The organism is Acinetobacter sp. YH01003 (assembly GCF_013420525.1).
Taxonomy (GTDB): Bacteria; Pseudomonadota; Gammaproteobacteria; order Pseudomonadales; family Moraxellaceae; genus Acinetobacter; species Acinetobacter towneri.
The window spans coordinates 59,526-84,129 of the sequence record NZ_VOXY01000008.1 but is presented as its reverse complement, the minus strand read 5'-3'; the positions used below and the strand labels follow the sequence as shown (position 1 = coordinate 84,129).

Sequence of the window (24,604 nt, the reverse complement as noted above, 5' to 3'; positions counted from 1 at the left end):
TTTAGTCGTATATGCTTAAAACGCTTCATGCGCGCATAACTGAGTACAAGAAATGATCAATTGGCTGGTGTAGCCTGTATAAATACTGCGATTGATCAACCCTTCTTCTCATTTTAGGAAGTGATGTCATGAATTTAGCTGAATATGAACAGCAGCTTGCCGAACAATCTCAGCAGCTGCATCGTCAATACGGCGTCAATGCGCTCTTACCCGAAATTCAATGGAATCAACTGTTCCCCAATAGCAAACTCAGTTCCACTCATCTTCAAGCTTTGGAAACCATTTACCAAAGTGCTGTGCCCTTAGCCTTGCAGGTTTTTGAAGAACTCAATTTTGATGTGTTTCGCCCTGCGGCGTATCAACCACAAGGTTTAGGTCTGTTCAACAAACTTTCAGCACAGGAGGAGCAATTACTGGATGTTTTGGAACAAGAAGCGCAAGGCTTAGATCAAAGCACCCGCCAGCATATTTGGAGTATGTTATTACGTGGTGGTGCGGTACTGGTCTTTAAAGCATGGTTAGGCAAAGTCAAAATAGATGAGGCACAACTCGATACAGCTCAATTTGATGAATTGTCCGATTTGCTGTTCATTAAAACCTCACCTTTTGAGCTGGCAGAACGCTTAAAAGTCGATGCGCATGCACCCACTGAACATATTTTTCTACTGTATGGCAATGACGTGTATTTAGACCGTTTTAACAGTCTTGAAACGGCAGCCTTATTTGTCGATTTAGGCGTGTACGATGCTGCGTTTATAAGCCTGAGAGATGACCACGTTGCAAAATACCTGATTGGACAAGGCTATGTCAGTGAGCAGCAAATTGATGAATTGCAATGTGCCTTAAATCCTTTGAATTGTGCCGATTTAAATCCAAAACAGAACTATATTGCTTAGTGTGAGTTGAAGACTTAAATTCCAAGTAATCACATCGCAAACCCCATCCTATTCCAAATAAAAACAAGGCGTGCAATAGCACGCCTTGTGGCTTATTTCATTAACAATACACGAATGAATTTTGCTTAAAACGTCACACGTTTATAATCACGATATTCAGGCTTCCAGAAATTAGCCTCAATTGCCTCGCGTAATGCCTCATCACTCATGACCGGTGCAACCCCTGCATCCATTGCTGCTTTTGCGACTCTAAATGCAATAAATTTAGACACCTGCTGAATTTCATTTAAATCAGGCAATAAATCTGCGTTTGGATCCTGCAACAATGGTGAGCAGTCCGCCAGCGCATTACTGGATGCAATTAACATACTGTCTGTCACACGTGTTGCCCCTGCAGCGATTACCCCTAAGCCAATACCTGGGAAAATATACGAGTTATTGCATTGGGAAATATTATAAAGTTTGCCCTGATAGTTCACTGGCTCAAACGGGCTACCTGTTGCAATTAAGGCCTTGCCTTCAGTCCACTCCAAAATATCGGCAGGAAAGGCTTCAACTTGTGAGGTTGGGTTTGACAATGGCAACACAATTGGACGCTCGCAATTGGCAGCCAAGGTTTTAATCACCTCTTCAGTAAATAAACCCGGTTGCCCCGAAACCCCAATCAATACCGTTGGCTTGGCATTTTGAATGACGTCCAACAGCGAAATCACACCTTCAGGATTGCCCCAATGTGCCACACGGTCAGGACTTTGTGCCAATTTACGTTGGAAGTCGAGCAAGTTTGGCTGATTGCTGGTGAATAAGCCAAAACGATCCACCATATACACACGAGCACGTGCTTCAGCATCGCTCAAGCCTTCCACCACCATTTGCGCCACAATTTGCTCGGCAATACCACATCCTGCAGAACCTGCACCTAAAAAGGCAATGGTTTGATCTTTCAGCTGCTTGCCTGCCGCACGTGATGCAGCAATTAAACTGCCCACAGATACTGCCGCAGTGCCCTGAATATCATCATTAAAACAGCAAATCTGATCACGATATTTATTCAGCAAGGGCATGGCATTTTTCTGAGCAAAATCTTCAAACTGAATCAATGCCTTAGGCCAACGGCGTTTCACCGCATCAATCACCTGATCGACAAATTGATAGTATTCCTCACCACTAATACGTGGCTGATTCCAGCCCATATAGATCGGATCATTCAGTAATTGTGGGTTATTGGTACCGACATCTAAGGTAATGGGCAAGGTATAGGCCGGGCTAATACCACCACACGCTGTATATAAAGACAGTTTCCCAATTGGAATGCCCATGCCGCCAATGCCCTGATCACCCAAGCCTAAAATACGCTCACCATCGGTAATCACAATCACTTTGACATTCTTTTTATTGATGTTTTGTACAATATCATCAATATGGGCACGGTCTGGATAGGAAATAAAAATACCCCGATGACGGCGGTAAATATCGGAAAAACGCTGACATGCCTCGCCTACAGTTGGGGTGTAAATAATAGGCATCATTTCACTCAAATGCTGTTCAATCAGGTGATAAAACAGGGTTTCATTGGTGTCCTGAATGTTGCGCAAATAAATATGCTTGTTGATGGCATCGCTAAAAGCAGAATATTGCTGATACGAACGCTGGCTTTGTTCTTCAATATTTTCAATTGCATGTGGAATTAAGCCATGCAAGTTAAAACGGGTGCGTTCTTCTTCTGAAAATGCAGAACCTTTATTTAATAAAGGCAATTCTAAAAGGCCGTTGCCCGCATAGGGAATATATAAAGGACGTTTCTGCTGCAAATTTGCGGTTGTCATTGTTCATCTCATTCTAATCGGTTGCTGATGGCGCATGGATTGAGATGCACCATCTGACATCTGACTAGCTTAGCCCGAATTGCAGCAAATAGGGCATTTAGAAGTTTGATAACCAAATCTGAATGATTTTTATTTCTGATAGCCCATGTTATATAGGCATCGAACCTAATTTATTTGGGTGGTTGCAGTGGCGTCATATCTACAATTAAGCCAGTGAACTTACGCACCAAAGGCAGCACACATAATACGACTGGAAAAGCAAACGCCCAAGAAATCATCCAGTTATGCAACCACAGGGTAAAAAATCCCTCAATCCAGCCCAAATTTCGGATCATATTAATCAACGAAATGATGCCACTCATCAAACATGATAAAAAGAAAGGCATTACCACCGTGGCCCATTTCATGGGTAATTTGGGTACATTGCCAAAAATCATTGCACGTTGTTTCATGCTCCAGCCTTTTCGCCTCACTGAATGCCGCATACTATGCCATGAATTGCTTGCTTAAAGGATGATTTTTCAGGCAATTTGTTCATGCTTAGCTACAATCTCTGAAATTCGATAAAGCATACAATTGCACTCCCCTAAAGCCCCTGAAATTTGCTATATTTAGCGTTTTTCTGCACATCTATTTTTCGACTAAATATGAATACGGCAATACAAGCAGCGCTCGATCATGCAGTGCAATCCCTTCAAGCTGAAGGTGTACTCCCATCTGACTGGAACAATACGAGTAATTTAACCCGTACCAAAGACCGCAGCCACGGTGATTTCGCATCAAATATTGCCATGATTGCCTCTAAAGCCGCAGGCATGAAGCCACGCGATTTAGCCGAAAAAATTCTTGCTGCTCTGCCTGAAGTTGCAGACATCAGCAAAGCAGAGATTGCAGGCCCTGGTTTTATTAACTTCTTTTTAAATGCCGACCAGCGTTTTAGTGTTTTAGATCAAATTCAAGCACAAAAACAACAATTTGGATGCAGCCAAATCAATGCAGAAAAACGCATTCAGGTCGAGTTCGTTTCTGCTAACCCAACCTCAAGCCTACACGTGGGTCATGGTCGTGGTGCTGCTTATGGTATGACAGTTGCCAATTTACTTGAAGCCACAGGTGCTAAAGTTGAGCGTGAATACTATGTCAATGATGCTGGCCGTCAAATGGATATTTTGGCGACTTCAACTTACTTGCGTTATTTGGAACTGGCAGGTCAAACGCTGGTGTTCCCCAAAAATGCGTATCAGGGTGACTACGTTAAAGACATCGCACAAAGCATTTTAAAACAGGATGGTGAACGCCATGTACGCCCTGTTGCAGATGTATATAACAATGTGCCTGAAGATGTGCAATATGCGGCAGAACTCGATGCCGATGGCAACAAAGTGGTCTTGTCGGGCGACAAAGAAAAACACATTGATGGTTTGATTTTCAATTCACAAACGCTCTTGGGTGATGATTATCGCGTGTTCCATCAGGCTGCGCTGAATGCTATTTTGGCCGACATTAAAGATGACTTGGGCGAGTTTGGTGTCACCTTTAACCAATGGTTTAGCGAAGCGTCATTGACTGAAAAAATTGATGAAGCTCTGCAAACACTAGATCAACGTGGTTATCTATACGAACAAGACGGCAATATCTGGTTTAAATCGACCGCATTTGGCGATGAAAAAGACCGTGTGGTGAAACGCCGCAATGGTCAAACCACTTACTTTGCTTCAGACATTGCTTATCACCTGAATAAATTACAACGTGGCTACACAGACCTAATTGATATTTGGGGTTCAGATCACCACGGTTATATTTCACGTGTGAAAGCGGCCATTGATGCACTAGGCTACGACTCGAAAAAATTAACGGTACTGTTAGTGCAGTTCGTGAGCTTATGGCGTGGTGGTGAAATGGTACAAATGTCATCCCGTTCAGGTCAGTACGTGACCTTGCGTGATTTGCGTAAAGAAGTCGGCAACGATGCTGCACGTTTCTATTACGTCATGCGCAAATCTGAACAGCACATTGACTTTGACCTAGATTTGGCCGTTTCACAAAGTAAAGACAATGCGGTCTACTATATTCAATATGCTCATGCACGTATTTGTCGTATGCTCGAAAAAGCTGCTGCTACGCAATTGAATTTTAATGCGACAACTGCACGTCAGTTTGCCGCTAAACTTGAGCTAGATGCTGAAACTGAAATTTTAGCCAAACTGGCTGCGTATCCTGAAATTTTAGTACGTGCTGCCAACAGCCACGAACCGCATCAGGTAGGTAACTATTTGAAAGAATTAGCAGCATTGTTCCACGGTTGGTACAATGAGCATAAAGTTCTGAATGATGATGCAGCCTTGACTCAAGCACGCTTATTGCTTTCAGTAAACGTACAACAAGTCTTGCGTAATGGTTTAGAATTATTAGGTGTCTCTGCACCAGAAACAATGTAAAAGCCAAATAAAAGCATAACAAGAGGAAGTCCACGTGTTTGGAAAAACGCAACGCGGTGTATCTGAACGACCGAATAAGCCCAAAAAACCACTAATTCCAACGTGGTTAGGCACACTCGTGGTGATTTTAATCGTGTTGTGTTTTGCTGTAGCCTTAATGCTATGGAAACCGTGGGCACCTGTACAGCCTAAAGGGCAAATCAATTCTGAGCATTATCAGGAAGATACCAACAAAGACTATCGTTTTTATGATTTGCTGCCACAGCAACAGGTTACCCCAATTCCTGAGCAAGCGGTGCCTGAAACACAGCAACAGAATACCGTAGTCATTGTTGAAGCGCCTGCTGCTGTAGAGGCGCCAGCGGCCAGCGAAGCCAATGTTGGTCTGACAGAAATGCCTGCCCCTGTGGTACAAGCCAGCTATATTCTACAAGTGCGTAGCTATACCGACCCAGATGCTGCAGATGCACGTCGTGCCGAAATTATTTTGAATGGTTTATCGGCAGATGTAGTGAAAAGTGTAGAAGGTGGTGAAACTTGGTATCGGGTGATTTCAGGCCCTTATGATTCAGCCGATGCTGCAGTGATTGCTCAGCAAACTTTGCAGCATAGTGGAATTGATTCAATTGTCGTGAAACGCTAAGCCTCATTGTTATCAATCGACCAAAATCAATTAAAAAAAGATGCCTCGGCATCTTTTTTTAGGTCTATAGAACGATGTACTCACAAAAATCATCGCTAGATTTGCATTAACTGCTGCTCACGTTCGCGTGCACGCTGAAATGCAGGACGCTGTTCCACGCGTGCCAAATAAGCCGCAATCTGTGGATAATGATGCCCGGTACGGCTTTGCAATGCTTGGAGCGGGAAACCCATTTGAATATCGGCAAAAGAAAAATCCCCTGCAAAATAATCATGTTTGCCCAAATAATCTTCTAAATAAGCAATATGATCTTTTAAACGAGGCTGAATAAACCCTGCTTTAACACCTGCAGTAATTTTTTGCGCCATTGGTCGAACTAACCATGGCACATGCTGCGGCACATTGGTTATCACCAATTGCATCACTAACAATGGCATTAGCGAGCCTTCGGCATAATGCATCCAGTATTGATATGCTTGCTGTGCTGAAGCCTGCTGCGGTTTAAACTGCCTTTGCGTATCATAATGCTGCTGCAAGTACTCCAAAATGACTGCAGATTCTGCAATGGTCTGCTCTGCATCCGTCAAAATTGGTGCTTTACCCAATGGGTGAATCAGCTTCAATTCATTGGGCGCACTTAAATTGGGCTGACGGTGGTAAAACTTGATTTCATAGTCCAAACCCAGCTCTTCGAGCGCCCACAAAATGCGGAAAGAGCGGGATTGATCAAGGTGGTGTAAAGTAATCATAAACGTCCTATTTTGTTTTTATTACATCTGTTTTAAGTGATTGTTATATCTTCTGTTTCACGCAACATTATAAAAAGGCATGTCCTGCATGCCTTTTTATAAGAGACGGATTCAACTCTAGGTTTAACCCAATTCAGTACGAATTTCCACACTGCGTAACAAGGTTTTCGTCACAGGTGTTTTTTGACAGATATTCAGTACTTTTTGCTGTAATTCTGCATCTAACGCTGCTTCAGTTTGTACACGGCGTTCAATCCACTCCTGCCCTTCCTGATTGGTAAAGAAGTCCGCCTCGACCTGAATTTTGCCAAAATCCAAACCCTTATGCTGTGCATACATACGCAAGGTAATCATGGTGCAAGCGACCAAACTGCTACATAACAGATCATAAGGTGCAGGACCTGCATCTTGACCACCTAACTTTTCAGGCTCATCTACCTTCCATTGGTGCTGACCACTTTGGATCTGACCTTGCCATGCCGTGTCTAAACTGCGTACCTGTGCTGTGCCAATCTTGGCCATAAGATGCTCCCTATAGATTGATATTCCATCATTTATTTTGATGCACGCATTTTTGCGGGGAAAGTCGGCGCTTCTAAACGTGGTCCATCGTAGTCTGGTATTGTGCCAAAACGAGGATCATGATTGACCCATTGCTCACGTGCAATGCTGAGTTCCTCTTGGGTACGACCGACGAGATTCCACCACAACAAAATTGGCGACTCAAAAGGTAAACCGCCCAATAGCAACAGACGCGCACCCGCATGTAAATCTAGCTGAATTTCGGTTAAGCCCGGTTCAAGCACCAGCATATTTTCATCGTTTAATTCATGCCCATGCACAGTGGCTGTGCCTTCCAGCATCATCAAACCATATTCAAATTTAGGATTCAGCGGCAAACGGGTTGTCGTGCTGGTTTCACTATAAATATCTACCCCTAGCAACTCACTATGTACTAATACTGGTGAAGTGGTATTTAAAAATTCACCAACTAAGATGGTAAATTCCACTCCATCTAGCAAAACCACAGGCAAGTCAGGGTAATGATCAAAACGTGGCGCCATATTGCGCTGATCATCAGGTAAAGCAATCCACAGTTGCGCTGTATGCATGTGTGTTTCGGTGTCGGGAGCAACTTCGGTATGTGAAATACCATAACCCGCGGTCATTAAATTAACCTGTTTGGGACGAATCAATTGCTTAGTACCCAAACTGTCGGTATGCATAATGCTGCCTTCAATCATCCAGGTGAATGTTTGCAAACCAATATGTGGATGCGGCCCGACATCTAAGCCTTCACCTTGTGGAAAATTAACAGGACCTGCGTGATCTAGAAAACACCATGCCCCAATCATGCGTTTATGCCGACTCGGTAAAGCACGTTTAATTAAAGTTCCCTGCCCAATTTCAGCACTACGCAGTGGAAATTCCTGTATAAATTGCTTGACGTACTTATCACAATCGTCTGAATTGGAAAGCTCGGTATAATTGCTGTTGCTCATCCTATACCTCTTATATTTCTGTAAATTCCTTGACTATTAAATATAGTAAATCACTAACGAAGAGCAAGATGAAATTTGTTGTTCTGATTTTTATGGTTCAAACTTGAACTACACCTTAAAATATATGGCATAATTTTGACCAAAATTTAAAAAAAATAGAGAAAATACCCAAATTTAGGGAGGTTATTTTTTCTGCATTTTGCGCATAATCCTCACTATAAGTTGTCAATTTGAGTAAATATCGCTATGTCTGTAAAAGCTCGAATGGGGGAACAGACCCGTTCGAAGATTTTAAGCAATCAGGAAGCCTCAGAAAAACTTTTAAAAACAACTGAGTGTGATCTTGAAAACCGACAAGCAATTGAAAAAGCATTGCAGCACCCTGCTGCGCAACTCCCGCCGCAATTTGAAACACATTTTTATCAACACCAGAATTTACATCAGCGTCGTTATTTACGCCAAGTCAATTACATTGGGCAAATGACGTTCCTGCTGTATTTCTTTATCGATTATTTCATCATTCCAGATGTCACTACACTCTCGGCCACACTCCGTCTCAGTGCTGTTGTATTGGCGCTGATTGGCAATTATTTCTGCTTTAAATTGATCAAAGATATTCGCCTGCTAGATTTAATTTTACCGGTCAGCGCCACACTGTGCTGCGGTATTTGGTTCTATATCCTGTCGCAATCACAAAGCCCTTGGATTTCCACTTATGTGTATGCCTCGGTCATTTTTGTGCTCATGGCGAACCTATGTATTCAAGTGCGTTTCCGCCCTGCGGTCTACAATTCATTGGTCATGAGCGTACTCATGTTTTTGGGGGTGATTTCCCTCACCAATTTGCAGGATGCCTTAGTTTTTATGGTGGTGTATATCCCTGTATGTTTGTTGAGTTTGTATATCAGTTGGATCAACACCCTAAATGCCCGCCATCACTTTTTACGCAGTTTGCTGGATGACTGGAATTTTCATACCTTGCAAGCCTTGGCACACACCGATGAACTGACCCAACTCAATAACCGACGTCAGTTTGTACACATGGCAGAACACAAAATTCATGCATGGCCTAAATCTGAATCGGTCTGCTTACTAATGTTTGATGTCGACTTTTTTAAACAAATTAACGATACCTATGGGCACGATATTGGAGATCGGGTCTTACAAAATATTGCAGACATTGCTCGTAAAGAAATGCGCCGCAAGGATATTTTGGCACGCTTTGGCGGTGAAGAGTTTATCGCTCTGCTTAGTGAAACCAGCTTAGATGAAGCACTGATGATTTCAGAACGCTTAAGACAAAAAATTGCTCAGCATGAAATGTGCATTGATAAAAAATGTTTTAATTTCACTGTCTCCATTGGAGTATCCAGTTTAAAACCACAACAAACCGACTTACAGACCCTAATTAAAGAAGCCGATTTGGCCTTATACCAAGCCAAACAACGTGGACGAAATTGTGTCATCAGTTTTGATGTGGGGATGCCTGAGCCCCCTAAATCTACGGTAAAAAAAGAAATTAAATCTTGGATTGTTTAGCAGGCATAAAAAAGAGCACATGGAGTGCTCTTTTTTTATGTGCAAGAGGAAAGCTAGCTGCCGCAAGCATCTTGCACCCATTTTAAAAGCCGTGCTTTAAAATGGGCTCATGTCGTAAAACTGGCAAGCAGCAGTGCTGCTTGAAACCCCTAGCTGCCGCGCGCATAGCGCTTGGCGTAATTCAGGCACGAAGCAGTGCTTCGTGAAATCCCTGAATTACTCCCATTCAATGGTTGCAGGTGGTTTAGATGATACGTCATAAACCACACGTGAAACCTCTGCAATTTCATTCATGATGCGCGTTGAAATACGGTCAACCAAATCATACGGCAAGTGTGCGAAACGTGCAGTCATAAAGTCCACTGTTTCTACGGCACGTAGTGCGATTACCCATGCATAACGACGGCCATCACCTACGACACCAACTGATTTTACAGGTTGGAATACTGCAAATGCTTGAGCTGTTTTGTCATACCAGCCACTTGCACGTAATTCCTGCATGAAAATATCATCAGCTAGACGTAAAATGTCTGCATATTCTTTTTTCACTTCACCCAAAATACGCACGCCCAAACCTGGACCTGGGAATGGATGGCGGTAAATCATGCTGTGTGGCAAGCCTAAAGTGGTGCCAAGTTTACGAACTTCATCTTTAAACAAGTCACGTAATGGTTCAACCAATTCAAAAGCTAAATCTTCTGGTAAACCACCCACGTTGTGGTGTGATTTAATCACATGCGCTTTGCCTTGTTTGCTGGCTGCAGATTCAATCACGTCTGGGTAAATCGTACCTTGTGCCAAGAATTTCACGCCATCCAGCTTACGTGCTTCTTCGGCAAAAACTTCAATAAATTCACGACCAATGATTTTACGTTTTTTCTCTGGATCAACTTCGCCAGCCAATGCACCCAAGAAACGCTGTTCAGCGTCGGCACGAATCACGCGAATCCCCATGTTTTCTGCAAACATTTGCATCACTTGATCGCCTTCGTTCAAGCGCAACAAACCATTGTCTACAAATACACACGTTAATTGATCGCCAATGGCACGGTGCAATAACGCAGCAACCACAGATGAATCGACACCACCAGACAAGCCAAGTAATACTTTCTCATTGCCAATTTGCTGACGTAATTGTTCTACACGCAAGTCGATAATGTGTTCTGGTGTCCACAAACCACGACATCCACAAATTTGATGTACGAAGTTAGACAGTAATTCTGCACCTTTAGCCGTGTGCGTTACTTCTGGGTGGAATTGAATACCATAGAAACGGCGTGTTTCATCAGAAATCATCGCCACAGGGCAGCTTGGTGTGCTAGCCGTAATTTGGAAGCCTTCTGGAATGCGTGCCACTTTATCGCCATGGCTCATCCAAACGTGCAATTGGTTTTCACGGTCTTGCAAGTTACCAATCAGTTTGTCACGTACCAAAATATCGACTTCGGCATAACCGAATTCATGTACTGAACCCGCTTCAACTTTACCGCCCAGTTGTTCTGACATGGTTTGTAAACCATAGCAGATACCCAGTACAGGTACGCCTAAGTTAAATACAATTTCAGGTGCGCGTGGACTACCCGCTTGGTGAACACTTTCAGGTCCACCCGATAAGATAATACCGTTTGGATTAAATGCACGAATGTCTTCTTCCGACATATCGTAGGCATACATTTCAGAATATACGCCCGCTTCACGAACACGACGTGCGATCAGCTGGCTATATTGCGAACCGAAATCCAGAATCAGGATACGATCTTCAGTAATTTGAGTATTGGTAGTCATGACAAACAACTATAGAAAGGCAAACGAATTAAGCGCGCTATTCTAGCATTTTTCCACGCCTTGCGCACACTATTCAGACAATCCTAAAAATGGCTATTTTTCTTCGTGATATTGCAGTGACCACATACTCTAAGTTTTAAAAGACTATGCATTTTCTATGGCATAAAAAAAGCAACCGTCTTGAAGATTGCTTAAATTGTTGAGCTGATGTGGAAATCAATGACTTACTTTTTTGCTTCCAAAAGATGGTCTAGACTTATTTTGCCTGCACCGTAAAGCATGATGTAGAAGAAACCGCCAGCCAAACCAATATTTTTCATAAAATTCAGCGCATCTTCTGGTGCAGCATGGAATAAAAATGCAGTTAAAAGACTAAAAACACCTAAACCCAAACCCACGACACGTGCTTGTAAACCGAATAGAATTGCCAAACCACCACCAAGTTCTAGCAAAATCACCAAAGGTAGCAATGAACCTGAAACACCCATAGCTTGCATATAGCCCACTGTTGCATCATAGCCTGCAATTTTTCCCCAACCAGATACAATAAATAAATACGCTAAAAAAGCACGTGCAAATAAACTTACAATGGCTTGCACACTTGCTTTTTCGACCACACTTTTTAACACAACATTTGGATTAAACATCAGATCACCTATATTTTTGATTCATTCTTGAAGACAAATACATCTTAGTTTTTTCAAAATTCAGGATAAATACGCATTTAAAAGACATGTTGTTGCATCTATGCAACGAAAAAGAACCGATGTGGCTGGTCTAGCATCCCTAAAATCACTGTGAAAATTATTTACCTTTTCATACTGACTTTCCGCCTGTGGACTGCTAGGATTTGAGCACACTTTCGCTTGTTTTTTCCCATGGAACTGATTGATTTTATATTACACGTCGATGAACATTTGCTCGAATTCATCACCCAATATGGGGTATGGATTTACGCTATTTTATTCCTGATTATTTTTGTAGAAACGGGCTTGGTGGTCATGCCGTTTTTACCTGGCGATAGTTTACTGTTCGCGGCAGGCGCATTGGCTGCATCGACAGGAGTGATGGATCCGTGGATTTTGGGTATTTTATTGTTTACTGCTGCGGTACTCGGTGACACCCTGAATTACCACATTGGTAAATATATTGGTCCACGGGTTTTTGAACTGGAATCACGTTTTATCAATAAAAAACATTTGATCGAAACCCAGAAGTTTTTTGAGCGACACGGCGGAAAAACCATTATTTTTGCGCGTTTTGTGCCTTTTGCGCGTACCTTTGCGCCCTTCGTGGCGGGTGCAGGCAGCATGAATTATAAATACTTCCTGACCTATAACGTGATTGGCGCTTTTTGCTGGATCGCGTCGTTTATTACACTCGGTTATTTGTTTGGCAATATGCCAATAGTGAAAGACAATTTCACCCTTTTAATTTTCGGCATTATTATTTTAAGTGTCTTGCCTGGAGTGATTGGTTTTATTCGCCAAAAACTCAAGAAAAAACCTGCTTAAGTTGTGTAATTCTTTGGGCATGCCTGTTACAGCGCTGCCCTCATACATTCAAAACAGGTGAGATGATTGCTCAACTCACCAAAAGTCTCTAAATCTTTAGAAAAAACGTGCCACCACAGGCAGCATACACACCACCAACAGCAAAGCCGAGCCTTTATATAACAGATCTGCCGTCACTTTATTGGTTTCTCGCGCCAAAACTGCTCGCCCAAAAGACATCCAAAATAACGCTGTTGGCAATAAAATCAGACCAAATAAGACATAGACCATAGCAAAGTTGGTCGGGTTATCCCACGTTTCTGTAGGAAAAATACCTGCAGCAAATAACAAGGCTTTTGGGTTTTTAAAAGTCGAAAAAAATAATTGTGCAGGGCGAATGGCAGAGTGTTTTTGACAATGTTGCTCTAAATGTGACTGCTTCCATAAATGAAAAGCCATCCAAAATACATAGCCCGCACTTAAAACATGCAGAATATCAATCAAATAAGGCCAAATTGGCGCACTCAAATGAATGAATAACGCCCACAGACTAATGGCATACATATAACCAAAAAACTCTGCGGGAATCAGCAGACTGGTTTTGGCAATGCCTTGTTGGTGGGCTGAGCTTGCCAATAGCGCATTGGTCGGGCCAGGAATCATCAAGACCGCAATCATTGCTAGGACAAAGAGCCAACTTTCAATCATAAACACCAGAGCATGCAAATCAAAAATAGGAGCACACCTTATATGAAAGCCATTGAAAATGACAAGTTTTTCTATCTGGCAGGACTGACCCAAGGGTGTAAATAGAACAGAAAATAAAATTAAGTTTTTGTTTTTAAAATATTAGATTGAGATCAACCTTGAATTATCTTGCTACATTTTTTAAGCAATGGTGCTGCACAAATGGCAGCACCATAGACAAAATATTCGCAAATCCTAAAATTTAAGATGTTACAGGTTTGGGCTTAACAATAATCGGGCAAGCTTTAAATTTTGCTGCTTGCACAATGGCTTCTTGCTCACCTAAAAGACGTGCCAATTCTGTTCTTTTGGTATTGGATGACTGTCCCATATTGACAGAAACACTCGGTGCAACGCCCCAACCGCCACGGCTGCCCCAACCACCGCCTAAACCGATACCCACACCAACACCTGTACGTTTCGGTGCTTCAACACCGCTTTCAATATATTGCTGAATACGGTTATATTCGCTTTGTAATTGTTGGCAATTCAAAGCCTGATAATGTGTAGGCGACACATAGCTAGGTTTCACTGTGGTCGCACAAGCCCCTAGCAATAAACTACTTGCCGCGACAAGACCAATTGCAAATGTTTTCATGTCTACCTCTGTATCACGCTTGCTCAATTTCATTGAACAATGATTGATAGGCCTGCGTCAATTTATGATCTGTTGCCAAATGAATTAATGGCAAATTTTTATGATGTGATTCTTTCATCAACACCGAAGGCGGTAACATACTATTCAAAACAGGCAAACCTTCATCTTTGAGTTGCTGCACCACTTCACGCGGTAACTTGGCCTGTGCCTGATATTGATTCACCACAATGCCTTCAATTTGCAAGTTTGCATTATGGTCATCCTGAGTTTCCAACACATTTTCAATCAGGCTTTGCAAAGCGCGTTTAGAAAAGACATCGCAGTCAAATGGAATGAGCACCCGATCTGCAGCAATTAATGCCGATAAGGTAAAAAAGTTAAATGCAGGCGGGGTATCAATAAACACGCGGTCATATTGATCGGACAATTGTTGCAAGGCATCGCGCAGCTTATAAATTTTATGTTTCGATTCAAGTGCATGTGCCAAGCCGCCCAATTGCGGACTTGCAGGAATCACATCCAAATTTTTAAATGGCGACTGATGCACATAGGCTTCTAAACCTTTGCTTCGGTTTTTTAAAATTGAGCCCAAAGCATTGCCCAATAAACCTTTGGATTGATTTGCACCCAACACTTCTTCAAAGTAATTTTCGATGTTGGGTTCGAGCGCAGGCTTGTCGGCAGAATAAGTGGCATCATCACCCAATAAGTACTGGCTGGAGTTGGCTTGCGGGTCAAGGTCAATCACCAATGTTTTTAAACCCTGATGCGCACTGATTGCAGCCAAATTGACGGTAATACTGGATTTTCCAACACCACCTTTCTGATTAAACACCACACGTGTGCGCATTGCCGCCCCTCTTTTCAATTTTTGTTGTGACATCACTTCAGTTTAACTGAGCTGTAAATATTCTTGCCGAATTATGTCTAACAATTCGCCAGTGCTCAAATATGCAGCCAATCTTTTGCCGATATTTACATACATTCAATGCCCGTGAGTTTGCGGCCACGAGCAATATCTACAATAAGACCTGCTGACTTAGCCAAAGCTTGGCTTTAACATCACTAAGCCTAAAATGGCAAAAAATGCGACTAAAGCTAAGCCCCAACCAACACGGCGTTGAATCAACAAAATACTGTCATCTTTTTTATACGCTTTGATTAAAGATGACAGCATCACCAAAAATAAAATAATTTTGGCATAAAACCATGTTTCGACTTGAAAGTCTTTTAAAAACAAAGCAATGACACCTGTCACTACAATCAACGTCAGTGCTGAATGTTGCAATGCCACAAAGACTGTCCACGCTTTAGGATTAGGCGAGTTATTTTGTGTGCCCTTAAACAAAGTCATGGCACGCACAAACAGCACCAATAATAATAAAGCCGCCGCAGCAACGTGAATGGTATTCAGCATTCCTAAATTTTCCATTTATTTCATTCCATTACGATGTTTTTGGTGCGTGGGCGCATTCTGGGCTGCTGGTGTCTTGTCCCTGCCATTCAGATGCAACAAAGGCATGAATCGCCAGTGCATGAATTTTATTTGGCGCAAGTAAGTCACCTACAGCAGCATAAATTTTTTGATGGCGTTGTACAGCGCGTAGCCCCTGAAAATCTTCACTCACCATCACCACTTTAAAATGCGACTCTTTACCCGGGAAATAACCGCCATGTCCTGCAGATTCGTTCACCACCTCTAAATGGCTTGGATTGAAAACGGCTAAGCGTTGTAGCAACTGTTGTTCTAAGCTCATGCTTGTATTTCCCCGAATGGTTTTAAAAGCTCTCTGAAGTATAACGTGTTCTGTGTGATTCGCAGCATCTTGCCGTGAGGATTCTTCGATTTACGATTCGCACCACTTTTCGTTATGAAATTTAGGCTGATGACTGCTGTTTTTTCTAAAAATGTTGTTTATTTATTCAGTCAGTACAACGATATGCAAAAAATGATTGACCCTATTTTTGCATCATGTATTATACACCGCATGCGGGAATAGCTCAGTTGGTAGAGCACAACCTTGCCAAGGTTGGGGTCGCGAGTTCGAGTCTCGTTTCCCGCTCCAGAATTTCAAAAGCCTCAGTCGAAAGATTGAGGCTTTTTTTGTTGATTTTATTCAATATTTTTCTTCATAAGAGATCTTTATTCTAAAAAAAGTAAGTTTACAAAAGTGCTCTTTCAAAACTGTGAACAAAAAACCGTGTAGATGATGCTCCAGAGTATCAATCATACAAGATAAAAAAAACTCCAAAACAAAAGATAGTATTAGCTACTACTAAGTGGCTTATGTTAAACAAGATCAGCTTGCCTAGATCCTAAATATTGATGCCGCGGAGCCTGTTAATAATTTCTGTCATTGCTTCTTAATAAAAAAGCAACTAATATGCTTCTTACACCACCAAAAAGCAATAAATATGTCTACACTAAATAAGTCTTTACTACAGCAAGTCAAAAAAAGACGAACCCAATTGGGCTTAAAGCAAGTTGATATGCAATCACGTACAGGCATTTCAAGACAGCAGTACCAAAAACTGGAAAGTCAAGGCAATCCTCGATTAGATACCTTAGAAATTATTGCGGCAGGACTAAATGCTCAACTGATGCTCATCCCAGATGATAAGGTTCATTTGATTAGACAATTATTGAATGATGAAATTAAAGTCACTATTGAAGATCAAGATGACTTAATGTCTAACCCATGGAAAGGTCTTCTCGGAGGAGAGGAACCATGAATACTGTTGCAGTCCTGAAATTAACATTACATCATGTTGTCGTTGGATACTTGGCAGGATTTCAGAGCGGAAAAAATATTCTGGTTTTCAGAGATTCTTTTCACTTGGATCAGCAACGTCCGACCTTGAGCTTGCTTACTTCCCCTTTATATCCTCAAGCGGATAAGATTTTAGAAAAGACCTATGTTACACATCAGCGCTTACACCCCTTGCTATCAAATCTGCTACCAGAAGGTGCATTACGCGAACTCATAGCACAAAGCCTCAAAATACATATAGACAATGAATTTCAGTTATTGGCAGCTTTAGGTCATGACTTACCTGGGGCACTGATTGCAACCCCAGTAGATCCAGAAGAAATCCCAGATGGAATAAAATTTAAGCTTCAGATCTCGAATCCAGATCAGATATTAAAACAAGAGATTCGGACAAATAATAAGTTTTCCTTGGCTGGCGTCCAAATGAAGTTTTCCATGAAAGCCAAAGATGGGCGTTTTACATTAGCACAGGCAACGGAATCTAGCCTACTCGGTGATTGGATTGTCAAAACTCCTTCTACCAGACATGCTTTTGTTCCGCTGAATGAATACTCTATGATGATCCTTGCCAAAATGGTCGGAATAGATATCCCAGAGATTCGTTTGGTAGATATGGCACTCTTACAAGACCTTCCACCATTAAATCTACCCCAAGAGCAATATGCTTTTGCAATTAAGAGATTCGATAGGCAGAGTACTGCTAATACTACAGAGCTTATTCATATTGAAGATTTTGCTCAGATCTTTGGTTCATATCCACACCAGAAATACAGCACCACAAATTATGAGCAGATCGGTAAGATCATTTATCACTATTCAGATAACAAAATTTTTGATATTCAGCAATTTGCCAGCCGTTTACTCGTCAATATTTTACTCGCCAATGGAGATGCACACTTAAAGAACTGGAGTATGATTTATCACGATAAAACAACGCCAAGATTATCCCCTGCATACGATATATTGATGACAAGTGTATATATTGAAAATGAGCGTCATTTCGCCTTAAATCTTGCCAAAAATAAAGATTGGTATTTAGCTGAGATGAAACACTTTGAACAATGGGCTGAAAAAGTCGGTGTTCCATGGCGTGTTATTGAAAAACAACTTCACGCGATCATGGACAAAGCACGGTCGGTATGGCCAGTGCTATTACTAGACTTACCTATGATTTCTGTTCATAAAGAAAAATTAAGAGAACATTGGAAAAAATTGCATCCGGACTTTCAGATACTTACAGATGATTAGGGTAATCTGAAACCAAACTAAAATTTCTCAAACAAGTTCATCACGTCATTTTCCGTCAGTTTCGCTTCGCCTTCATGATCTGTACTTAGAATAGAGTGTGCCAGTTCTGCTTTATTTTGCTGTAAGGCAAGAATTTTTTCTTCTATGCTTTTATTAGTAATCAGCTTATAGACAAATACTGGCTTGTCCTGTCCAATCCGCCATGCACGATCTGAAGCTTGATCTTCAGCAGCAGGGTTCCACCATGGATCATAGTGAATGACCGTATCTGCGGCAGTTAGATTCAAACCGACCCCTCCTGCTTTCAGACTGATTAAAAATACCGGCACTTGTCCAGACTGAAACGCTGTAATGACTTCATCTCGCTTTTTGGTCTTTCCAGTCAGCTTCACATAGCCAATTTCTGCGTGATGGAACTGTTGTTCAATCAGTTCCAACATTGAGGTAAACTGAGAGAAGATAAGAATTTTTCGCCCCTCTTCCACCATTGGAACGACCATATCCATCAACTGTTCAAGTTTGGCAGAATGCGCCTGCCCAATTTTCACTGAATCCAGCTTTAGTAAGCTAGGATGGCAGCACACCTGACGTAGCTTCAGTAAGGCATCTAAAATTTGAATTTGACTACGTTTAAAGCCTTTTTCTGCCACAATTTTCTGAATGCTTGCCTGCATCGTGGCACGAACAGCCTCATATAACTTGGATTGCTGGTCATTCATATCAATATTGACTTCAATCGTGGTTTTTTCTGGCAACTCTTTGGCTACGTCAGTTTTCAAGCGACGTAAAATGAAGGGCTTAATCCGGTTGACCAACTTTTGTCTTAACTGCTCATCACCGCGCTTTTCAATCGGATGACGGTACTTTTTATTAAAAATTTCTTGTGAATATAAAAATCCTGGCATCAGGAAATAAAATAGTGCCCACAACTCACCCAAATGATTTTCCATAGGTGTACCGGTTAGACATAGACGATGTCGCGCTGTTAATTGCCGTACTACCTGTGCAGCTTTGGCGCGCGGATTTTTGATATTCTGCGCCTCATCCAAAATGAGTTGATGATATTCATATTGCTTTAGTTGCTCTTCATCTCTCGCCAGAAGCGGATAGGTGGTTAACACAATATCATAGTGCGGAATCTGCTCAAAATACTGATGGCGATCGGGCCCCTGTAGCAGCAATACCTTGAGCTCTGGGGTAAATTTCTCCGCTTCTTTGAACCAGTTATGCATCAGCGATGTGGGTGCAACAATTAAGGCGGGACTATCCTGCAAATATCCAGCCTGCTTTTCCATGAGTAAATGGGCTAAAGTTTGTGCTGTTTTCCCCAAGCCCATATCATCTGCCAGAATCCCGCCATGCTGGGTTTCCCTTAAAAACTGTAACCAGCCTAAGCCCTGCTGCTGGTATAGACGCAACTCCCCCTGAAAACCTTGTGGTGTTGGCAGTTGTTGCTGATAGCCTTGTTTGAATTTATGTACAAATTTCTGCAGGCGATCACTGACCTGCCATGTCATCCCAAGATTATGCTGCAATTCTAATAATTGACTCGCATCATAGCGATCAATACTGCGCTCTTCTTGCTGTAAAATGCTCTGCAGATGCAATAATACCGGCTTAATATCCCTAGCGGATAGCGCCAAATCAGGTTGATCAACTGCAGTTTTCACGGTGAAAATTTGACTGTCATGCAGATGAATAAAAGTCCGCGGATCAAGTAAATCAGGATTTACTCGCACCAAAGCTACGAGCGCATCAAGTAAATTATAAGAATTGCCTGCACTGTCTTGAACCGTCGCCCCGATATTGAACCAGTCCTGCTGGCCTTCAGATTCAGTGATAGAAATATTTAAATTTTCAACATATTGCAGGTTAAAGGGGCTGTTTTCCAGATGCTCTATCTGACAGCCCATCAACTCAATTTGATTGATGGGCATCAGCTGTTTGATCCAGTCTCCATAGAAAGCAAAAACCATAGAATCGAGACGTTGTTTATCCAGTTTTAATTGCTGGTCATAACTAAGATCTTTCACCCACTTCAGTGATTCGACCAATAGCTGTAAACGCTGGATTGACTGTTGTTCCTGAACTAAGTCCCGAAGCTGTCGCACCATTTTGTCATGCTGCTCACCAATGAAACTGTCACCTGATGTACCTGCTTTAATTCGCCCGCCTGCATAGGAGAATTCAATTTCAGCACAAACAGACTCTTCCCATTTCCAATCAAATTTATCTAAAACACCGAAGCGTAAAATTGGCTGGGGACTACCCTCAAGGACATCAATATGCTGAATAGACTCGGGCTGAGGCAGATTTTTCACGTCTGAATATTGATGAGTCAGTTTCTCAAACTCTGGCAAGAGCATAGATGGAAGATCAGGCATCTGTAAAAAATGGTACAGAAGATTTGCCGTATATTCACCATATAACTGGCCCACCGTGTTCTGTTGAATATCCACATAACACGGTGGCTGGCTAGCGAGAATTTGGATATGTGGATTTGATTTTAAATCGAGTCGAATATCACCATTGACCAATTCAATATTTAAATGCTCTGTCTGTTTGTTTACACCTTGTTGCCAGATCAGTTCGATGTGATAGCCTTGTTCTGACCATTGAAGTGCAGTATGGCTCTTTTTTTGCCAGTACACATCGCCACTTTGAATAAAAGATTTGAAATGCTCCAATAAAATTCCGGAGATATCAAGATTGCTTTGATAAAAACGTTCGTCACTGTTTATTTTGGCATAATAATAAATCTGGTTAAATAATTGTCGTTTTTGTTCAGGTAAAGTCAGATGCTTTCTGGTGATATTTTCATATTGGGTATAATAACTTTCCCCCGCAATTGAGCCGTTTTTATTGCGTCTGGCCTTCTGAACATCAACTGTCAATTTCTTTAAGCTGACAGACTGATCTAACAGGTAAATTAAATAATTGTTTGTTTTGACAGATTGCTCTGGTTCAGTCTGTTGTAAATACCGTTTAAAATCATTCAACCAGCGCTGTGCCTGATCATCCCCCCGTAGGCGTTTTGCGATTCCCTGCGGGGATTGAGAGTCAGCATAACGCTGCTGAAATTCCTGGCGATATTCCTGAAAGAATAACCGCGCTAAAGCAGCAGCATGTTTACAGTTATATCCAACCGGACAAGTGCAGTCGTCATCGATTAAACGGTCTTTTTGGGGATTATAGGTAATTGCAGTATCGTAATAATCTGTCCCTTCAATTTGGGCATACATCGTAACCCCGTCTTTTTCCTCAAAGAACTCAATCGTTTCCCTATCAATGCGTTTAGCATAGCTAAGACTGCGCTGAAGAGTTGCTGTACTAAAGCGAGATAGAAAATTGATCAATGAGGACATAATTACCAGACACTAAAAATGTTTATACAATTATAACGGACAAAGGTATCATTTCAGAATAGTAGCCGAACGGCCCAACCTGAGCATAACTTGGATTCACTCAAAAGGAATATTGTAAATAAAGACTACTTTTTGCATAAACATTCAAAGCCAAACCTCAATATGTCTACATCATCACAGCATGCATTTCCCACACATATTGACTGCGCATCAATTGCTTTAATTGTTTAAGGTCTTGATATTTTTCCAGTATCTCTTGCGCTCGAGCTAATTTTTGTTGAACATGTCGATAGTCTTGCTCATATTTTCGATACAAATCCTGCACTTTAATTTTACGGTTAGAATATAAAAACTGACTCCAATTAAAAGAGTAAATAATGTCATCTACTTGCATTTGCAAAGTTTCTAACTGTTCTTCTAAAAGCAGGTTATACGCTTTTAATTGTTGATTGGCAAAAGACAAATTATGCTGCTGACCCAACTGAATTTGCAAATTTAACAATGTCAATAAATCATTGGCTTCATAAGCCTGATTGGCTTGCTGCATCAATACGGTTTTTTCTTGTTTTTTCTGCTCATCTTGCTCACGATCTGGGTGAATCCACGCTGTAATTTTTAAGTAAATCGCTTTAATGGACTGATTTGCTAGTTTCTTGGCTTCTTCACGCTGTTGCTGTTTTTTTGCTGCTTTGGCTTTTTCACGGGCAATTTGCTGTTCGGCAAAAGCTTTTTGCGCACTACTCAACTGACTTAAAAAATCCAGCTCCTCTTGTTCTTGCATTTTTTGTTCAAATTTTTTTATAAAGTCATCTAAATCTAATGGATCATGCTGAAAATCAAAAAAATCTAGATCTAGGTCATATTCTTCACAAAGAAAATGCTTCAAACTTTCTAGCTTGAGCTGTGCCAAGCGCTCTTGTTCAGACTCATCATGTTCAAAACTATTTTGTTCACATTGTTCAACATTTTCGTCTTCTGACTCTGTTGCTGTTTTAGCTTCAGATCTTAAATCCACATCATCTGTGTCTAGCAATTCAATATGATGCCCATAACTGTTCAGCAATTCTGTTAAAAACTGAACTTGTTCGGTAGACATCTGCTGCGAATCCAAAAGTTGTAAACTGAGTTGCTCAATTTTTTGATCCAGCTTAGTTTGCTGGGCTGCCGTCACTTTTTGTTGTTTTTGCTGAAGCAATTGTTGAATTTGCTGAAATATAACTTCACGCAATTGCGCATAAGTCGGTAAAATTTCACGGCTGGCACGTGCCTGAATATCGGCTTGTGCGGTCTGCCATTCATTCAAACGTAGCTGTTCCTGCTCAATTTTTTGGCATAATTTCTGAAATTTTTTCTGTGGCGCAGAAAGTTTCTGCTCTGGCTCTAAAGTACTTTTCTGTAATTTCATCTTCAATCATATCGAACACATAAGTCTGAGCCGTATTTTAACCAACTTCTTACTCAAGAAAAAACACCCTTGCCCATCACCACATCTTTTCTCATCCATAGTCTTTGACCTGAAACATCTTCAAGCAATTGATCTTCCATTCTATACAGCACATTACACACAGTTCGATTATCATAGGCAGCAATACGATTTTTCCAAATATTTAGGACAATACATGAGCACATTAACCTGTTTTAAAGCCTATGACATTCGCGGAAAATTGGGCACAGAACTCAATGAAGAGATTGCCTATAAAATTGGTCGTGCTTACGGACAAATTTACCAACCCAAAACCGTTGCGATTGGCTGCGATATTCGCCTTAGCAGCGAAGGCTTAAAGCAGGCCACCATTCGTGGTTTAAATGATGCAGGGGTCAATGTGCTCGACTTGGGAATGACAGGCACAGAAGAAGTCTATTTCGCAGCCTTTCATTTAGACGTGCAAGGTGGCATTGAAGTAACTGCCAGCCATAACCCCATGGACTACAACGGCATGAAACTGGTACGTGAAAATGCACGTCCGATTAGTGCCGATACCGGCCTAAAAGACATTCAGGCTTTGGCAGAATCGGGCGAATTTACCCCAGTTGAGCACAAAGGTAGCACTCAAAGCTACAATATTTTGCCTGAATTTATTGACCATTTAATGACTTATATCGAGCCTAGCAAAATTTGCCCAATGAAACTGGTCATGAATGCAGGCAATGGCGCTGCAGGACATGTAGTCGATGCAATTGAGCAAAAATTCAAAGCCCTGAATATTCCTGTTGAATTGGTCAAAATTCACAATGATGCCGATGGTACTTTCCCCAATGGTATCCCCAATCCAATTTTAGTGGAAAACCGTGATAGCACCCGCAATGCCGTATTAGAGCATCAAGCCGACATGGGCATTGCGTGGGATGGTGACTTTGACCGCTGTTTCTTGTTCGATGAAAAAGGCCAGTTTATTGAAGGTTATTATATTGTTGGCTTATTGGCGCAGGCGTTTTTACTCAAACAAGCAGGCGAAAAAATCGTGCATGACCCGCGCTTGGTCTGGAATACCTTTGATGTAGTCGCGCAATATCAGGGTGAAGCGATTCAATCTAAATCTGGGCATGCCTTTATTAAAGATGTAATGCGTGAACACAATGCCGTGTACGGCGGTGAAATGAGTGCACACCACTATTTCCGTGATTTCGCCTATTGTGACAGCGGCATGATTCCCTGGTTATTGGTGCTTTCTGTGTTATCTGAAACAGGACAATCGCTATCAAATCTAGTCGAAGAAATGATTGCCAAATTCCCATGTTCGGGGGAAATTAACTTTAAAGTGGCCGATACTCAAGCCACCATCCAAAAAATCTTTGAGCATTATGCTAGCCAAAACCCAGCAATTGACCAAACCGATGGCGTGAGTCTTGACTTTGGGGCATGGCGTTTTAATGTGCGTGCGTCAAATACCGAGCCTTTATTGCGCTTAAATATTGAAAGCCGTCGTGACCACAATCCACGCCCGATGCAGGACTATGTGGATGAGTTGACGCAACTCATTCAAGCCTAATCTGAAAAATCAAA

Annotated in this window: 22 protein-coding genes and 1 tRNA gene; 9 read left to right on the top strand and 14 right to left on the bottom strand. The window is 41.7% G+C overall.

The features are described from left to right. Positions 1-128: 128 nt before the first annotated feature. Complete coding sequence (locus FTT70_RS08730; RefSeq protein WP_131261274.1) at positions 129-896, top strand: hypothetical protein; 768 nt, start codon at positions 129-131, stop codon at positions 894-896. Positions 897-1,021: 125 nt separating this feature from the next. Here FTT70_RS08730 and FTT70_RS08725 read toward each other — a convergent pair whose 3' ends face one another. Together FTT70_RS08725 and FTT70_RS08720 are read right to left on the bottom strand one after the other, a co-directional pair. After that, positions 1,022-2,722, bottom strand: a complete 1,701-nt coding sequence (locus tag FTT70_RS08725; RefSeq protein ID WP_131261275.1) for an NAD-dependent malic enzyme — start codon at positions 2,720-2,722, stop codon at positions 1,022-1,024. Between the two features lie 170 nt (positions 2,723-2,892). Then, positions 2,893-3,174 (bottom strand): DUF2798 domain-containing protein, encoded by a 282-nt coding sequence (locus tag FTT70_RS08720; RefSeq protein WP_004970219.1) that lies wholly within the window; start codon positions 3,172-3,174, stop codon positions 2,893-2,895. Positions 3,175-3,369: 195 nt separating this feature from the next. Between FTT70_RS08720 and argS the strand changes: the two genes are divergently transcribed. Next, a complete protein-coding gene (argS, locus tag FTT70_RS08715) occupies positions 3,370-5,160 on the top strand; it encodes an arginine--tRNA ligase (protein ID WP_131261276.1) in 1,791 nt (596 codons plus the stop codon). 34 nt (positions 5,161-5,194) lie between these two features. Beyond that, a complete protein-coding gene (locus FTT70_RS08710) occupies positions 5,195-5,803 on the top strand; it encodes an SPOR domain-containing protein (protein WP_004970222.1) in 609 nt (202 codons plus the stop codon). A 95-nt stretch (positions 5,804-5,898) separates the two neighbouring features. Here FTT70_RS08710 and FTT70_RS08705 read toward each other — a convergent pair whose 3' ends face one another. The 3 genes from FTT70_RS08705 to FTT70_RS08695 all read right to left on the bottom strand — a co-directional run bounded on the left by FTT70_RS08705 (position 5,899) and on the right by FTT70_RS08695 (position 8,054). Continuing rightward, complete coding sequence (locus FTT70_RS08705) at positions 5,899-6,552, bottom strand: glutathione S-transferase family protein (protein ID WP_131261277.1); 654 nt, start codon at positions 6,550-6,552, stop codon at positions 5,899-5,901. A 123-nt stretch (positions 6,553-6,675) separates the two neighbouring features. Further along, positions 6,676-7,074, bottom strand: coding sequence for an OsmC family protein (locus tag FTT70_RS08700; RefSeq protein WP_004970227.1), 399 nt, complete (start codon positions 7,072-7,074; stop codon positions 6,676-6,678). A gap of 32 nt (positions 7,075-7,106) precedes the next feature. Further along, positions 7,107-8,054 carry a pirin family protein gene (locus FTT70_RS08695; RefSeq protein ID WP_004970229.1) on the bottom strand — a complete coding sequence of 316 codons (948 nt, stop codon included), beginning with the start codon at positions 8,052-8,054 and terminating at the stop codon, positions 7,107-7,109. A gap of 246 nt (positions 8,055-8,300) precedes the next feature. On the opposite strand from FTT70_RS08695, the gene FTT70_RS08690 reads away from it, so the two are divergent. Then, positions 8,301-9,593: a GGDEF domain-containing protein gene (locus tag FTT70_RS08690; RefSeq protein ID WP_004970230.1), complete on the top strand. Its 1,293-nt coding sequence runs from the start codon at positions 8,301-8,303 to the stop codon at positions 9,591-9,593. Positions 9,594-9,809: 216 nt separating this feature from the next. Here the strand turns inward: FTT70_RS08690 and guaA are convergent, their stop codons facing one another. Next, positions 9,810-11,378 (bottom strand): glutamine-hydrolyzing GMP synthase, encoded by a 1,569-nt coding sequence (gene guaA, locus FTT70_RS08685; RefSeq protein ID WP_004970232.1) that lies wholly within the window; start codon positions 11,376-11,378, stop codon positions 9,810-9,812. 224 nt (positions 11,379-11,602) lie between these two features. Then, positions 11,603-12,025 (bottom strand): DoxX family protein, encoded by a 423-nt coding sequence (locus FTT70_RS08680; RefSeq protein ID WP_004970234.1) that lies wholly within the window; start codon positions 12,023-12,025, stop codon positions 11,603-11,605. A 231-nt stretch (positions 12,026-12,256) separates the two neighbouring features. Here FTT70_RS08680 and FTT70_RS08675 point away from each other — a divergent pair, with 231 nt between their 5' ends. Further along, on the top strand, positions 12,257-12,892 hold the full coding sequence (locus tag FTT70_RS08675) for a DedA family protein (protein ID WP_180168528.1): 636 nt from the start codon (positions 12,257-12,259) through the stop codon (positions 12,890-12,892). A 96-nt stretch (positions 12,893-12,988) separates the two neighbouring features. Here the strand turns inward: FTT70_RS08675 and FTT70_RS08670 are convergent, their stop codons facing one another. The 5 genes from FTT70_RS08670 to FTT70_RS08650 all read right to left on the bottom strand — a co-directional run bounded on the left by FTT70_RS08670 (position 12,989) and on the right by FTT70_RS08650 (position 15,973). Further along, a complete protein-coding gene (locus FTT70_RS08670) occupies positions 12,989-13,579 on the bottom strand; it encodes a LysE family translocator (protein ID WP_004970239.1) in 591 nt (196 codons plus the stop codon). 241 nt (positions 13,580-13,820) lie between these two features. Continuing rightward, positions 13,821-14,216: a hypothetical protein gene (locus FTT70_RS08665; RefSeq protein ID WP_004970241.1), complete on the bottom strand. Its 396-nt coding sequence runs from the start codon at positions 14,214-14,216 to the stop codon at positions 13,821-13,823. 13 nt (positions 14,217-14,229) lie between these two features. After that, on the bottom strand, positions 14,230-15,066 hold the full coding sequence (locus FTT70_RS08660) for a ParA family protein (RefSeq protein ID WP_070155018.1): 837 nt from the start codon (positions 15,064-15,066) through the stop codon (positions 14,230-14,232). Positions 15,067-15,255: 189 nt separating this feature from the next. Further along, complete coding sequence (locus FTT70_RS08655) at positions 15,256-15,648, bottom strand: SirB2 family protein (RefSeq protein ID WP_131261283.1); 393 nt, start codon at positions 15,646-15,648, stop codon at positions 15,256-15,258. Positions 15,649-15,661: 13 nt separating this feature from the next. Next, positions 15,662-15,973, bottom strand: a complete 312-nt coding sequence (locus tag FTT70_RS08650; RefSeq protein ID WP_178319033.1) for a BolA family transcriptional regulator — start codon at positions 15,971-15,973, stop codon at positions 15,662-15,664. Between the two features lie 233 nt (positions 15,974-16,206). On the opposite strand from FTT70_RS08650, the gene FTT70_RS08645 reads away from it, so the two are divergent. The 3 genes from FTT70_RS08645 (at position 16,207) to FTT70_RS08635 (ending at position 18,235) form a co-directional block, all read left to right on the top strand. Then, a tRNA-Gly gene (locus tag FTT70_RS08645) sits at positions 16,207-16,282 on the top strand. Positions 16,283-16,631: 349 nt separating this feature from the next. Next, positions 16,632-16,949 carry a helix-turn-helix domain-containing protein gene (locus FTT70_RS08640; RefSeq protein ID WP_180168527.1) on the top strand — a complete coding sequence of 106 codons (318 nt, stop codon included), beginning with the start codon at positions 16,632-16,634 and terminating at the stop codon, positions 16,947-16,949. Continuing rightward, the gene (locus FTT70_RS08635) at positions 16,946-18,235 is read left to right on the top strand and encodes a type II toxin-antitoxin system HipA family toxin (protein WP_180168526.1); all 1,290 of its coding nucleotides are present in this window, start codon (positions 16,946-16,948) and stop codon (positions 18,233-18,235) included. Before FTT70_RS08640 ends, FTT70_RS08635 begins: the two co-directional genes overlap by 4 nt. A 17-nt stretch (positions 18,236-18,252) precedes the next feature. Here the strand turns inward: FTT70_RS08635 and FTT70_RS08630 are convergent, their stop codons facing one another. Both FTT70_RS08630 and FTT70_RS08625 read right to left on the bottom strand, forming a co-directional pair. Further along, positions 18,253-21,600, bottom strand: a complete 3,348-nt coding sequence (locus FTT70_RS08630; protein ID WP_180168525.1) for a DEAD/DEAH box helicase — start codon at positions 21,598-21,600, stop codon at positions 18,253-18,255. A 166-nt stretch (positions 21,601-21,766) separates the two neighbouring features. After that, positions 21,767-23,005 carry a hypothetical protein gene (locus FTT70_RS08625; RefSeq protein WP_180168524.1) on the bottom strand — a complete coding sequence of 413 codons (1,239 nt, stop codon included), beginning with the start codon at positions 23,003-23,005 and terminating at the stop codon, positions 21,767-21,769. Between the two features lie 214 nt (positions 23,006-23,219). Here FTT70_RS08625 and FTT70_RS08620 point away from each other — a divergent pair, with 214 nt between their 5' ends. Continuing rightward, entirely contained in the window at positions 23,220-24,590 is a 1,371-nt protein-coding gene (locus tag FTT70_RS08620) for a phosphomannomutase CpsG (protein ID WP_180168523.1), read from the top strand. Positions 24,591-24,604: the final 14 nt, after the last annotated feature.

Coding starts and splice junctions, on each gene's coding strand:
- FTT70_RS08675 (WP_180168528.1), top strand. CDS start 12,257: ATGGAACTGATTGATTTTATATTACACGTCGATGAACATTTGCTCGAA.
- FTT70_RS08725 (WP_131261275.1), bottom strand. CDS start 2,722: ATGACAACCGCAAATTTGCAGCAGAAACGTCCTTTATATATTCCCTAT.
- FTT70_RS08720 (WP_004970219.1), bottom strand. CDS start 3,174: ATGAAACAACGTGCAATGATTTTTGGCAATGTACCCAAATTACCCATG.
- FTT70_RS08620 (WP_180168523.1), top strand. CDS start 23,220: ATGAGCACATTAACCTGTTTTAAAGCCTATGACATTCGCGGAAAATTG.
- FTT70_RS08665 (WP_004970241.1), bottom strand. CDS start 14,216: ATGAAAACATTTGCAATTGGTCTTGTCGCGGCAAGTAGTTTATTGCTA.
- FTT70_RS08660 (WP_070155018.1), bottom strand. CDS start 15,066: ATGCGCACACGTGTGGTGTTTAATCAGAAAGGTGGTGTTGGAAAATCC.
- FTT70_RS08695 (WP_004970229.1), bottom strand. CDS start 8,054: ATGAGCAACAGCAATTATACCGAGCTTTCCAATTCAGACGATTGTGAT.
- FTT70_RS08730 (WP_131261274.1), top strand. CDS start 129: ATGAATTTAGCTGAATATGAACAGCAGCTTGCCGAACAATCTCAGCAG.
- guaA (WP_004970232.1), bottom strand. CDS start 11,378: ATGACTACCAATACTCAAATTACTGAAGATCGTATCCTGATTCTGGAT.
- FTT70_RS08670 (WP_004970239.1), bottom strand. CDS start 13,579: ATGATTGAAAGTTGGCTCTTTGTCCTAGCAATGATTGCGGTCTTGATG.
- FTT70_RS08630 (WP_180168525.1), bottom strand. CDS start 21,600: ATGTCCTCATTGATCAATTTTCTATCTCGCTTTAGTACAGCAACTCTT.
- FTT70_RS08680 (WP_004970234.1), bottom strand. CDS start 12,025: ATGTTTAATCCAAATGTTGTGTTAAAAAGTGTGGTCGAAAAAGCAAGT.
- FTT70_RS08655 (WP_131261283.1), bottom strand. CDS start 15,648: ATGGAAAATTTAGGAATGCTGAATACCATTCACGTTGCTGCGGCGGCT.
- FTT70_RS08650 (WP_178319033.1), bottom strand. CDS start 15,973: ATGAGCTTAGAACAACAGTTGCTACAACGCTTAGCCGTTTTCAATCCA.
- argS (WP_131261276.1), top strand. CDS start 3,370: ATGAATACGGCAATACAAGCAGCGCTCGATCATGCAGTGCAATCCCTT.
- FTT70_RS08700 (WP_004970227.1), bottom strand. CDS start 7,074: ATGGCCAAGATTGGCACAGCACAGGTACGCAGTTTAGACACGGCATGG.
- FTT70_RS08635 (WP_180168526.1), top strand. CDS start 16,946: ATGAATACTGTTGCAGTCCTGAAATTAACATTACATCATGTTGTCGTT.
- FTT70_RS08625 (WP_180168524.1), bottom strand. CDS start 23,005: ATGAAATTACAGAAAAGTACTTTAGAGCCAGAGCAGAAACTTTCTGCG.
- FTT70_RS08640 (WP_180168527.1), top strand. CDS start 16,632: ATGTCTACACTAAATAAGTCTTTACTACAGCAAGTCAAAAAAAGACGA.
- FTT70_RS08690 (WP_004970230.1), top strand. CDS start 8,301: ATGTCTGTAAAAGCTCGAATGGGGGAACAGACCCGTTCGAAGATTTTA.
- FTT70_RS08705 (WP_131261277.1), bottom strand. CDS start 6,552: ATGATTACTTTACACCACCTTGATCAATCCCGCTCTTTCCGCATTTTG.